At 65.9% G+C, this 11,891-nt stretch carries 8 protein-coding genes; 3 read left to right on the top strand and 5 right to left on the bottom strand.

Features of this window, described 5'->3' with window-relative positions; all coding sequences use genetic code 11:
* Positions 1–50 precede the first annotated feature (50 nt).
* A complete protein-coding gene (locus tag AC07VH_RS08610) occupies positions 51–680 on the top strand; it encodes a LysE family translocator (protein ID WP_494787226.1) in 630 nt (209 codons plus the stop codon).
* Here the strand turns inward: AC07VH_RS08610 and AC07VH_RS08605 are convergent.
* Complete coding sequence (locus tag AC07VH_RS08605; RefSeq protein WP_494787225.1) at positions 643–1,389, bottom strand: YceI family protein; 747 nt, start codon at positions 1,387–1,389, stop codon at positions 643–645. The two genes, AC07VH_RS08610 and AC07VH_RS08605, sit on opposite strands and share 38 nt — an antisense overlap.
* Positions 1,390–1,915: 526 nt before the next feature.
* Positions 1,916–4,621, bottom strand: a complete 2,706-nt coding sequence (locus tag AC07VH_RS08600; protein ID WP_494787224.1) for a M1 family metallopeptidase — start codon at positions 4,619–4,621, stop codon at positions 1,916–1,918.
* A 254-nt stretch (positions 4,622–4,875) separates the two neighbouring features.
* On the opposite strand from AC07VH_RS08600, the gene AC07VH_RS08595 reads away from it, so the two are divergent.
* Positions 4,876–5,499, top strand: a complete 624-nt coding sequence (locus tag AC07VH_RS08595) for a glutathione S-transferase family protein (RefSeq protein ID WP_494787223.1) — start codon at positions 4,876–4,878, stop codon at positions 5,497–5,499.
* 140 nt (positions 5,500–5,639) lie between these two features.
* On the opposite strand, the gene AC07VH_RS08590 is transcribed toward AC07VH_RS08595, so the two are convergent.
* The 3 genes from AC07VH_RS08590 to AC07VH_RS08580 all read right to left on the bottom strand — a co-directional run bounded on the left by AC07VH_RS08590 (position 5,640) and on the right by AC07VH_RS08580 (position 10,244).
* On the bottom strand, positions 5,640–7,745 hold the full coding sequence (locus AC07VH_RS08590) for a prolyl oligopeptidase family serine peptidase (protein WP_494787222.1): 2,106 nt from the start codon (positions 7,743–7,745) through the stop codon (positions 5,640–5,642).
* 204 nt (positions 7,746–7,949) lie between these two features.
* Complete coding sequence (locus AC07VH_RS08585; RefSeq protein WP_494787221.1) at positions 7,950–8,378, bottom strand: RcnB family protein; 429 nt, start codon at positions 8,376–8,378, stop codon at positions 7,950–7,952.
* A 129-nt stretch (positions 8,379–8,507) separates the two neighbouring features.
* Entirely contained in the window at positions 8,508–10,244 is a 1,737-nt protein-coding gene (locus AC07VH_RS08580) for a CehA/McbA family metallohydrolase (protein WP_494787220.1), read from the bottom strand.
* A gap of 336 nt (positions 10,245–10,580) precedes the next feature.
* On the opposite strand from AC07VH_RS08580, the gene AC07VH_RS08575 reads away from it, so the two are divergent.
* Positions 10,581–11,888 carry an MFS transporter gene (locus tag AC07VH_RS08575; protein WP_489630461.1) on the top strand — a complete coding sequence of 436 codons (1,308 nt, stop codon included), beginning with the start codon at positions 10,581–10,583 and terminating at the stop codon, positions 11,886–11,888.
* The last annotated feature ends 3 nt before the right edge of the window (positions 11,889–11,891 follow it).

Raw genomic sequence — 11,891 nt, 5'->3', positions numbered from 1 at the left:
CCGCATGGCGCCCGCTCCGGTATCATGGCGCCTTTGCCCGCGAGATCATCATGCTCAGTCCCGACCAGTTCCTGGCCTTCCTGGCCGCCGCCGTCCTCATTACCGCCAGCCCCGGCCCCGACAACCTGATGGTGCTGGGCGTGGGCATGTCGCGCGGGCGCCGCCAGGGCATGGCGTTCGGCCTGGGCTGCGCCCTTGGCTGCCTCACGCACACCGTGCTGGCGACCATCGGCGTGTCGGCCCTGCTGGCCGCCTCGCCCGCGGCTTTTACGGCGCTGAAAGTGGCCGGCGGGCTGTATCTGGTGTGGCTGGGCATCGGCGCCTTGCGCAGCCGCGGCGGCGCCAGAGCCGATGGCGCGGCCGCCTTGCCCGACGAATCCTTGCTGCGTTTGTTCGGCAAGGGACTGTTTGCCAACAGTATCAATCCGAAAGTCGTGCTGTTTTTCCTCTCGTTCCTGCCGCAGTTCATCGTCGCGGGCCAGGGCGATGCCAGCTGGCAGACGGCGCAGCTGGGCCTGGTCTTCACGGCGCAGGCGTGCGTGCTGTTCGGCCTGCTCGGCTATTTTTCCGGCGCCGTCGGATTGTGGCTCAACCGCCGCCCGCGCGCCGGCCTGTGGCTGGACCGCGTGGCCGGCACCATCTTCATCGGTCTCGGCTTGCGCCTGATCCTGGCACGCTGACCTCTTGCCGGGCGGTGATGCGGAACGCCAGTTCCATCTGGTCCTGCACGGCCATGGCGCCGCCCAGGACGGCGAACGGCACGATGCCGAAGTCGCTTTGTTTCAGCAGCAGGCTGCCGCTGGCCTGCAGGCTGCGCCCATCGGCCGCTTGCTCGATCCGCACGGGCAGCCGCACCGCGCGCGTCACGCCATGCAGGGTGATGTCCGCATCAAACACCTGCTTGTCGCCCGAGCGGCGCGCCTCGATGCTGACCCACGGATAGCGTTCCGCCTCGAGCACGCGCACCAGCATGTTGTGGCGCGTGCCGGCGATGGCGTCGGCCGACGGCGTCGTCGTCAAGCCGGCCGCCCGCCGCAGGCTTTCCTCATCCACGCTCATCTCGTCGAGCCGGAAGCGCAACTGCGCGCGCCCCGGCGCGGGCGCCACCACGCCCTGCAGGCTGCGGCTGGCCACCACGTGGTCATGCCCCAGCCGCGCCAGCGCGCCGCCGCGGCGCACGGTGATGGTCAGCAGCGATTCTGCGGGCGCGATGTGCAGCAGCTGCATGCCTTGTCGCTGCCACGCGGGCGCCGGCACGGCGGCAGGGGCGGCCGGCGCGGAAGCGGGGGCAGGAGCGGGCGGCAAGGGCGTGCAGGATGCCAGCACGGCGCAGGCAAGCAGAAACGTGGTGCGGATGGCTGAAGGCGGGCGGTGGTTCTGGGTGGGCATGGGTAGACGGGACAAGGGCGATGGGAGAATAGTACGTGATCCGCGCGGTGGCGCGCGTGCAATGTTAGAGCTACGTCATAAGGCGGTCATATGCCGCTGTTATGATGCTTTCGTTGGCACACAGCATGCGGTGCGCAAATCACTACGTTCCGGGAGCGATAGGATGCAGGCATGACTCAACAGCTTAGCCGGTGAGCTCAACCATCGGCACCAGACATGTAAGATTTGTTTTACAGCAATGATCGCAGGGCAGGGCAGGGGAAATGCAGGAATCGGCCGGGGATTTAATGAAGTCCTAAGCCTGTCTCGACGAAGGGCTGGCATAGTGGATACATGGCGCACGGAAACCCCGAGCGCAAGGTTGCCGGACACCTCAATGACCGGCACGATTTCCACTTTTTCATGTGTTTTCCGTTTTATCCCTGCGCTCTGAAACAGCGTTTCAACCGGCTACCGCACCTTGCGAAGCCGGTTTTTTTTGCCTGTGTTTTCATCACTTCCCGGCGCCGCGGCGCCGGGAAAGCACTTAACCCGCCTGTTTTGCCAGCCACGCATCGACGGCCGGCAGCCGTTCGGCGCGCAGCTTGATGCGGTACTTGATGCCGGCCACGGAGCTGTCGGCGTCGCCGCGCGCGCCGGCCGGCAGGTGCGCCTGCGCGTACGCTTCCAGCTTGGCGATCATGTCCGGCTGCGCCGACGCGGCGGCCAGGCGCGGGAAGTAGCGGCTGCGCGAGCTGGCGTCGATGCGCGCATTGACTTGCTCCAGGTGCGCCAGCGCGAAGTCGAAGGCCAGTTCCGGATGCGTGCGCGACACGCGCGAGATCATGGCCGGGCTGTTCGTCACGCCCGGTTCATCCGTCAGCGCCAGCGCCAGCGCGCGCCGCGCCAGGACGGGATCGTCGCTCGAGGCCAGCAGGTCGTACAGCTGGTTCTTCACCAGCGGCGTCTTTTCCTGCCGCGCCCTGGCGTGCAGCTGCTCCCAGGTGGCGGCGTCCGCATGCTGCGCCACCACGCCCAGGATGGTGCGGCGCAGCGGCGCGGGCATGGCGGCGGGGTCTTGCTCGCTGGCCGCATGGCGGCGGCGCGCCTCGGCGATCACGCCAGGCTCGCCCATGTCGCCGAGGATGGCGATCAGCTGGCCGCGCAACGTCGCCACGCTCGAGGCTTCGCCCGCGCGCGCTTCCCAGCCCGTCTGCGCCATCATCGGCGCCAGGCGCGCCACGGCAAAGCGGCCGAAGGCCTGCTGGCGCGCTTTGCTTTCCGCGCTATCGCCCGCGTATTGTTCGTACAGGCTGCCCAGGGAGGCGGCCACCTTGCCCAGCACCTGCGGATCGGCCGACAGCGGCGTCGCTTTCACCAGTTCCAGGAAATCGGCCAGGTTTTGCGCGCCGGCCAGGCCCAGCGACTGGCTGTCCGCCAGCAAGCCCAGCTGGTCGATCGGCGCCAGGCGCGCAAAGCTGCGCGCCAGCGCGCGCGTGTTGGCGGGCGCGTACACGGTGCGGTAGTAGCCGCTCTGGCCCGCGTTCACCAGCAGGGCGCCGCAGCCGGGCACGTTCAAGGTCGCCTTGCCATTCCTGACCAGCACCGTGGCCAGCTTGCCGTTGCCGACCGTCGAGGCGATGACGGGCACTTTCCACGACAGCGGTTTCTTGTTCGGCTGGTCCTTGGAAAATTCCGTCTGCGTCAGGCGCACGCGCGTATTGCCGTTCCTGCACACGGCCTCGCCCACCGTGATCATCGGCACGCCCGGCTGCAAGGTGAAATCATGGGCGATGGCGCTGACGGGCTTGCCGGCGGCCGCATCGACTTCACGCCACAGGTCGTCGGACACCGTATTGCCATACGCATGCTTGCGCATGTAGCTGCGCACGGCCGTGCGCCACGTGTCGGCGCCGACATACGCTTCGAGCATGCGGATCACCGCCTCGCCCTTTTGATAGGTGATGCCGTCGAAGGCCTGGCTGGCCTGCTCCACGGTGGCGATGCGCTGCACCACCGGGTGCGTGGTGCGCAGCGCGTCCTGGCTCATGGCCGACTCGCGCCCGCCCACGCTGGACAGGGCCGTGTTCCACTCCGGGTGCAGACGCTCCGTGGTGCGGCTTTCCATCCACGACGCGAAACCTTCGTTGAGCCACAGGTCGTCCCACCAGCGCATGGTGACCAGGTCGCCGAACCACTGGTGCGCCATTTCATGCGACAGGGTGGTGTAGATGTTTTCCTTGTCGGCCTGGGTCGAAATGGCCGGGTCGAGCAGCAGGCCGTATTCGAAGGTGAAGACGGCGCCCCAGTTTTCCATGGCGCCGAAGAACTGGCTGCGGCCCGGCGCGGCGATGTTGTCGAGCTTGGGCAGCGGATAGCGCACGCCGAAATAATCGTTGTATTCGCGCAGCAGGGCAGCCGACTCGTCGAGCGCGAAGCGGCTTTGCGCCAGCGCTCCTTTCTTCGTGATGACGCCGATCTCCGTGCCGTCGGCCATCGTTGTCGCCCGCTCGAAGTCGCCCAGGCCGAAGAACAGCAGATACGTCGACATGCGCGGCGTGGTGGCGAAGTACACGTGCTTCATGCCATTGCCCAGCTCTTCGCTGCTGGCGATCGGCATGTTACCGACGGCCATCTGGCTGCTCGGCACGACCACGTCGAGCGCGAAGGTGGCCTTGTAGGCCGGTTCATCCCACGATGGCAGCATGCTGCGCGCATCGGAATTTTCGAACTGCGTGTACAGCGCGCGCTGGCGGCCCTGCGGCGTGTCGTAGTCGAGCGAGAACAGGCCCGTGGCCTGCGTGCCGATCTTGCCGCTGTAATCGATGCGCAGCAGGTACTCGCCCTTCGTCACGGGTTCGGCGAAATGCACGGTGGCCGTCTGCTTGTCCGCATCGAACTCGATCTTGCGCGTCACCTGCTTGCTGCCGCCCTTGCCTTCGATGGCGGCGGCCGCAAACGCCAGGTTCAAGGCATTGAAGGTGATGCTGGCGGTCGGCGCGTCGACGGCCACCTTGATGGCCACCTCGCCCTTGAAGGTAGAGGCGGCGGCGTCCGGCGTGATCGACACGATATAGTGCAGGGGCGTGACGCCGCGCGGCAGCTGCGTGGTGGTGCCGGGGGCATGGCTGGCCGAGACGTACCTGGCGGCGGGAGCGGCATTGTCCGCATGGGCTGCGGTGAGGGAAGCCAGTGCCAGGACGGCGGCGGCCAGTTGGCTGCGCCGGAAGCGCGGAGTCGGTGTGCGATGCATGGTATGCCCTTGGTGCATGGATAAAACGCCCGCCAGCCGGATAGGCTGCGGGCGTTGATGACGTGTGGGGGACATCGCTGGAACTGGCGGCCAGCGTTCCCGTACAGCAATCTAAGGCGAAACGGGGGCAAAGTCAACGCGCCAGGGGCGCCGCACCATGGCGGTGCGCTGGTATGATGGACGCCTGACTGTACTGCCGCAGGCCAGTCCCGCAGCTGATTGGCCGCCACCATAACGAGACGAGACCCAAGCACATGAAACTGACTATCAGCCCCCGCACGCCCAATCCGCGCCGCGTCACCATGTTCATCGCCGAAAAGGGCATCACCGGCATCGAGGAAGTGGCGCTCGACCTGATGGCGGGCCAGCACCGCGATCCCGCCTTCCTGGCGAAAAACCCGCTGGGTCGCGTGCCCGTACTGGAACTGGACGACGGGCGCGTGCTGACCGAGACGCGCGCCATCTGCACCTACCTGGAAGGCTTGCAGCCGCAGCCCAATCTGATGGGCGAGGGATTCGAGGAGCGCGCATTTATCGAAATGGCCGACCGCCGCGTGGAACTGCACCTGTTCAGCGCCGCCGCCAACTGGGCGCGCCACGGCCACCCGGCCCTGGTGGCGCTGGAAAACCCGCAGTTTCCCGATTTCGCCACGGCGCAGGCGGGCAAGCTGCGCGAGACGGCGCAATGGCTGGACCAGGTGCTGGCCCACCAGCCCTACATCGCCGGCGAGCGGTTTACGATTGCCGACATCACGGCCTTCTGCGCGCTGGAATTCGTGCGCGGCCTGATGAAATACCGTCCGGGCGCGGAAGGGTTGCAGAACTTGCAAGCCTACCGCGACCGTATCGCCGAGCGGCCCAGCGCGCAGGCGAAGTAGGTCATGCGTACGGGCCGCTTCAACTATGTTGTCGGCTTACGCCCGTTGGGCTAAGCCGACCTACGCCGACCTACGCCGGCCTACGCCGACCGACAGCCCGGTAGGTCGGATTAGCGGAACGCGTAATCCGACATCACCACTTACTTCAGCTGCTCGTGCAGGAAGGTGTAGGTCAGCGCCCACATCAGCGCCTGCTGGTCGTTGTTGGCGGCGCCCGCGTGGCCGCCTTCCGTGTTTTCCCAGTACAGCACGTCGTGGCCTTGCTCTTCCATCTTCGCCACCATCTTGCGCGCATGGCCGGGGTGGACCCGGTCGTCGCGCGTCGAGGTGGTCAACAGCACGCGCGGATACTTTTTATCCTTGAAGACGTTCTGGTACGGCGAGTACTTGCTGATGTACGCCCATTGTTCCGGTACGTCCGGGTCGCCGTATTCTCCCATCCACGAGGCGCCGGCCAGCATCTTGTTATAGCGGCGCATGTCGAGCAGCGGCACCTGGCTGACGACGGCGTTGAACAAATCGGGACGCTGCACCAGCACGGCGCCCGTCAGCAGGCCGCCATTGCTGCCGCCCATGATGCCCAGGTGGCGCGGGCTGGTGACCTTGCGCTTGATCAGATCCTGCGCCACCGAGATGAAATCGTCATACGCGCGCTGGCGGTTTTCCTTCAGCGCCGCCTGGTGCCAGCGGGGGCCGAACTCGCCGCCGCCGCGGATATTCGCCAGCACGTACACGCCGCCTTTTTCCAGCCAGGCCACGCCCGTGGTGCCGCTGTAGCTCGGTTTGAGCGACACTTCGAAGCCGCCATAGCCATACAGCACCGTGGGGTTGCGGCCGTCGAACTTCGTCTTCTTGTTCATGATGGCGAAATACGGCACTTTGGTGCCGTCCTTCGACGTCGATTCGAACTGCTCCACCTTGTACGGCGCCGCATCGTAGTAGGCGGGCAGCGACTTGATTTTCGTGCGCTTGTCACTGCCCGCCGTGGCCAGGTACAGGGTGGTCGGATTGAGGAAGTCGGTCACCGTCAGGAAGTACTGCTCCGAGTCGACCGGGTCGAGCGCGCTGACGGCCAGGGTGCCCAGCTTCGGCGCATCGACGGCGCGGCGCTGCCACTTGCCGTTCACGTGGCGCAGTTCCGTCAGGCGGTTCTTGACCTTGTCCAGGGTGGTGACGAGGATGGCCGATTTGGTCGCCGTGACATTGTCCAGCGACGACGTGGCCGTGGGCGCGTACAGCACTTCCAGCTCCTGCTTGCCTTGCATGAAGTCCTTCAAATCGGTGGCCAGCAGCGAGCCTTGCAGGTAGGTCTTGCCGTTGACTTTCCAGTCCGAGCGCAGGGTGATGATCAATTGATCGCGCACGGTGAAGGCCGTCGCGTCGTCCGGCTTCGGCACTTTCTTCAGGTCCGCGCCGTCGCGCAAGAAGGTTTCGCCGCTGTAGAAATCGATTTGCCGTTCGATGAACTGGTGCTCGTGCCCGGGCGTGAAATCCTTGTAGGCGCCCGCGCTCAGGTCGTCGGGCTTGGCTTCATACAAGGTGTGCGCCTGCGCCAGCGGCGTGCCGCGCTGCCACTCTTTGATGATGCGCGGGTAGCCGGAGCTGGTCATCGAGCCGGGGCCGAAATCGGTGGACACGAACAGCGTGTCCTGGTCGATCCAGCTGGCGCTGCCCTTCGCTTCCGGCAGGCTGAAGCCGCCGTCGACGAAGGCGCGCCTGGTCACGTCGTATTCGCGCACCACCTTGGCGTCACCGCCGCCGCGTGACAGGGAAATGAGGCAGCGTTCGCCCTTCGGATACAGGCAGGAGGCGCCGCCCCAGACCCAGTTTTCATGCTCGCCGGCGGCCAGCTGGTCGAGGTCGATCACGGTTTCCCATGCCGGTTCCGCCAGCTGGTACTGCGCCAGGGTGGTGCGGCGCCAGATGCCGCGCACGTGCTGGGCGTCGCGCCAGAAATTGTAGTAGTACTCGCCTTCCTTGCTGACGTAGGGAATGCGTTCCTTCGAGTTGAGGATGGTTTTCAGGCGCGCCTGCAGGGCCGGGAAGCCGGGCTGGCTTTCCAGTTCCTTCGTGGTGACGGCATTGTGCTGTTTGACCCAGGCCAGCGGCTTGTCGCCGAGGACTTCTTCCAGCCATAAATGGGGATCGGTGTTGGCGGCGGCAGGGGCGGGAGCTTGCGCATGGGCAATGCCCGCTGCGGCCAGGCCGAGCAGCATGCTGCCGGCGAGAGTGCGATATGACGACATGGTGGGTTCCTGGTTGGTCCGATGGAGGCCGTGTTGCAGGCAAAACGGCGCAGCCATAGTGCCATGGATTGCTTTGAGGAACCAGTGTGACGTAGGTATTAGTGTAGCTTTGGCATGTATTTCCTATAATGTTCGCTGCTGGATCGCCAGGCCGTATTTTCTGCGGCGCTGGCAGGCGTCAAGAGCGGCTATTACATGCCGCGCTTAATTGCCGAGGATGATTTGCGCGATCACGCCCGTGGCCACGGCCATCAGCACATAGTCGCCGTCGACCTGCACCCACTGGTGGCCGCGCGGCGGGGCGCTGAGGTGGCGGCCGCGCCAGTCGCTGACGACATGCTGCTTGCTGCGGTACTGGGCCGGCAGGCGGTTGCCCTTGTACAGGTCATGCCGTGGGCCGACGCCGCGATTGCCGGCATGCTTGGCGCCATTGTTCTGGTGCCCGTTGGCATGCCCGCGGCCGTTGTTGCCACGCTGGCCGCCGTTGTCCATGTGGTCGCGCCCGGCATCGCCGCGTTGCTCTTGCCGTTGCGGTCCGTGGTCATTCTGGTCATGGCGATCCTGGGCCGATACCGACGCGCTGCCTGCTGCCAGGGCCGCGATCAGTGCGGATACGACGATTTGCTTGTTCATCAGAGACTCCTCTTTCAGTATGGGCCGACACGAATGGCCTGACCATTACTGATAAGAACATGCTTATCGCCTTTCCGTCAGTTCGCTGGCGTACGGATGGGCCCGGATTGCCGGCACGGCGCCATGCGCTCAGGATTCCGGACCCTGCATCACCCACACGGGCGCCGACCAGACGATGTTGCCGTCATCCTGCGTCAGGCGCGCGTAATAGAAATGGGGGCCGGGCGCGGGCGTGACGGTGACCTCGGCCTGGTCCGATATGGCCGTGACGGAGCCATTGCCGCCCGGCACGCCGTGGAAGATGGCGACGGCCGCCGCTTGCCGTCCCGTGCTGTTGCTGAAACTGGTGGCCAGGTGCAGCGGCCCGCGATTGTCGAAACGCTCGCCCATCAGCTTGCCATTCGCCGTGAACAGCAGTTGCGCGTGCTTGTCCATGGTGGCGTAGACGCGGCGCGCGCGCAGCGCATCGAGGAAGCTGTCGCGTGAAACGGGCATGCCGGCGGCCGGGCTGGCCACCAGCACGGCCGTCCTGTTGCCGTATGACGCGCCCCAGTTGGCGCAGTGGTTGTCCTGGTTGCTGCTGAAGGCCACGTGGTAGCCGGCCGTCAGGGCCCGGTTGCAGGCCGCCTCGTAGTTGCTGCGCCGCGTTTCCGTTTCCTCGTCGTTGGTGGAAAAGGCCGACGTGTTCATCACTTCGCACAGCACCATCGCCGCGTCGCCGTCCGGCGTGTAGCCGAGCGGCTGGCCGTTGACGAGAAACTGGCCCGCATAGGCAGGGTGGTTGAACTGGCCTATCCAGCCCCGTTCGCGCATCAGCGCATACAGGGCGGCGTAGTCGCTTTTCGGCGTTTCCACGTCGGCCAGCAGTTCGCCCTGGGCATTCCTTTCCCAGCCCAGCAACTGGTCGCTATTCAAAATGTTCAGATGGCCGCCCTTGTTGATGACGCCCCATTCCATGCCGTACAGGGCCAGGAAGCCGGGGTGCGCCGCAGTGTAGGCGGCCGCTTCGGCCAGACCCGTCTGGTACAGGGCCTTCGCTTCGGCTGGCTCGGCCGCGCTGTTGGTGCCGTCCGAGCCGTCGTACATATGGTTGTGCTCGGACGTCAGCAGGGCGTCCAGGCCGTGATCCTGCGCATATTTATAGGCATCGATGGGGCCGAACGGCGCCGTCTGCGGTTCCTGCGCGCCATGGCAGTCGTTCAGTGCCGCGCCGCCGTCGCTGTGGCGCGTCTGGCTGTGCAGGTTGGCGTAGACGATGCGGTATCCGGGCTGGCCTTCCAGGCTGGGCAGCTGCTGCAGGCCGGCGTGGAAGGCGGGCACCCTGGGCGCCGTGCTGGGGCCCCGCTGCACCTGGATTTGCCATTGCTGTTCCACCTGCGCCTCGTGCGGCGTGCCGGCATCGGCCACGGCCAGCAGGCGCAGTTGGTACAAGCCGTCCGGCGCCAGCATGCGCCGTTCGCGGGCATCGGCATCGGCGCGGCCATCCCAGGGCAGGGTGATGCTCCGGCCGCCGGCGCCCACCTGTTCCGTGCCCGACCAGCGCCGCAGCACGGCCCCTTGCGGGCCGGGGCCGGACAAGGTCAAGGCCCAGCGCACCGCATGGGGGCGGCCTGCGTCCGGATAGGTGAGGCGCACAATAAATGTACGTGACTGCGCGCTGCGCGCCTGCGTGACCCGCCCGCCGCGCGCGGCGTGGAACGGCGCGAACACGGTCGCGTCCAGTTCACTGTGTTCCCTGGGTTCGGCGGCGCCATCTTGTGCCGCAGCAGTGTTACTCCAGGTGATCAAGAGCGCACCCACGCAGACGCACGCCAGCGCACGCGCCATGCCGCGCCGTGGCTGCCATTGCCGCAGTTGCCCGACCATGCCGGCCTCCGCTTCATGAACTCAATAGTAATTAGACAATCATTGCCACTTTCGAGTTCCTTGGCGCACCAAGAAGAGGCGTGCCTGCACCGCCAGGTGCCATGATCTGGCGCAAAGTCCGTACAAATAGGCAGGCCGGCCCCTGAAGCAGGCCTGGCACGGCGCTTGCTAAACAGGAGATACGGATCAACGGCGATCCCTTGAATAAACTTGACAACGGTCCAACGACGGACCACCTGGACAACGGCGTCCGCTCTGGCTGATTTTTTCATCGGCGGGGGCGGGCGCCGTTTTGTTTGCATCTTTGTTATTTTCGGGATACTTCGGGAAACCATCATGGCTAGCCAAAAAGCAACAAGCATCGCGCTCTTCTCCCTCGCCACGCCGCCCATGCGGGCATTCCACCTGACGTGGATGGCATTTTTCGTGTGTTTCTTCGCCTGGTTCGCCTGCGCACCGCTGATGCCGGTCATCAAGGGCGAGTTCGGCCTGTCCCTGGCGCAAGTGGCGAACATCAATATCGCGGCCGTCGCCATCACCATCCTCGTGCGCCTGATCGTGGGCCCCTTGTGCGACCGCTACGGCCCGCGCAAGACCTACACGGGCTTGCTGCTGCTGGGCGCCATTCCCGTGCTGGGCGTGGCCGCATCGCAAAGCTATGAAAGCTTTCTGTTCTTCCGCCTGGGCATCGGCGCCGTCGGCGCCAGCTTTGTCATCACGCAATATCACACGTCCGTCATGTTCGCCCCCCGCGTCGTCGGCACGGCGAATGCGGCCGCCGCCGGCTGGGGCAATGCGGGCGGCGGCGCGGCGCAGGCGCTGATGCCGCTGCTGCTCGGCGCCGTGCTGATGCTGGGCGTGTCCGAATCGCTGGGCTGGCGCGTGGCCCTGCTGGTGCCGGGCGTGCTGATGCTGGTGATGGCCGTGCTGTACTGGCGCTATACGCAGGATTGCCCGGAAGGTAATTACTCGGACTTGCGCGCCGCCGGCGTGGCCATCGACGGGGGAAAAGGTGGTGGCAAAAGCGGTGGCTGGGACAGCTTCAAGGCCGCCAGCGGCAATTATCGCGTGTGGCTGCTGTTCGTCACCTACGGCGCCTGCTTCGGCATTGAAATCTTCATCCACAACATCGCCGCCGTGTACTACGTCGACCATTTCGGCCTGTCGTTGAAATCGGCCGGTCTGGCCGCCGGCAGCTTCGGCTTGCTGGCCCTGTTTGCCCGCGCTTTGGGCGGCTGGATGTCCGACAAACTGGCCCTGCGCGGCAACCTGAACAGCCGCGTGACCCTGCTGTTCATGCTGATGATAGGCGAAGGCGTGGGCCTGCTGTGGTTTGCCAAGGTCGACAGCGTCACCTGGGCCGTCATCGCCATGCTGGTCTTCGGTCTGTTCACCCACATGGCGTGCGGCGCCACCTACGCCCTGGTGCCCTTCATCGACAGCAAGGCTCTCGGCGGCGTGGCCGGCATCATCGGCGCCGGCGGCAACGTGGGCGCCGTGGCGGCCGGCTTCCTGATGAAGGGCACGGGCGACATCCGCCAGACGCTGATCATCCTCAGCGCGCTGGTGGTGATCTCGGCCCTGTGCGCCATCGCCGTGCGCTTTACCCGCGAAGCGGCCGAACCGAACATGGCCGCAGCCTGAGGA

It is taken from the genome of Janthinobacterium sp. GW821-FHT03C10, assembly GCF_059420865.1.
This window is presented reverse-complemented; position numbering and strand designations above follow the sequence as displayed.

What these genes read in the sequence shown, in the direction of transcription:
- AC07VH_RS08605 (WP_494787225.1), bottom strand. Translation starts at nt 1,389, where the DNA reads ATGCCCACCCAGAACCACCGCCCGCCTTCAGCCATCCGCACCACGTTT.
- AC07VH_RS08575 (WP_489630461.1), top strand. Translation starts at nt 10,581, where the DNA reads ATGGCTAGCCAAAAAGCAACAAGCATCGCGCTCTTCTCCCTCGCCACG.
- AC07VH_RS08600 (WP_494787224.1), bottom strand. Translation starts at nt 4,621, where the DNA reads ATGCATCGCACACCGACTCCGCGCTTCCGGCGCAGCCAACTGGCCGCC.
- AC07VH_RS08610 (WP_494787226.1), top strand. Translation starts at nt 51, where the DNA reads ATGCTCAGTCCCGACCAGTTCCTGGCCTTCCTGGCCGCCGCCGTCCTC.
- AC07VH_RS08595 (WP_494787223.1), top strand. Translation starts at nt 4,876, where the DNA reads ATGAAACTGACTATCAGCCCCCGCACGCCCAATCCGCGCCGCGTCACC.
- AC07VH_RS08585 (WP_494787221.1), bottom strand. Translation starts at nt 8,378, where the DNA reads ATGAACAAGCAAATCGTCGTATCCGCACTGATCGCGGCCCTGGCAGCA.
- AC07VH_RS08580 (WP_494787220.1), bottom strand. Translation starts at nt 10,244, where the DNA reads ATGGTCGGGCAACTGCGGCAATGGCAGCCACGGCGCGGCATGGCGCGT.
- AC07VH_RS08590 (WP_494787222.1), bottom strand. Translation starts at nt 7,745, where the DNA reads ATGTCGTCATATCGCACTCTCGCCGGCAGCATGCTGCTCGGCCTGGCC.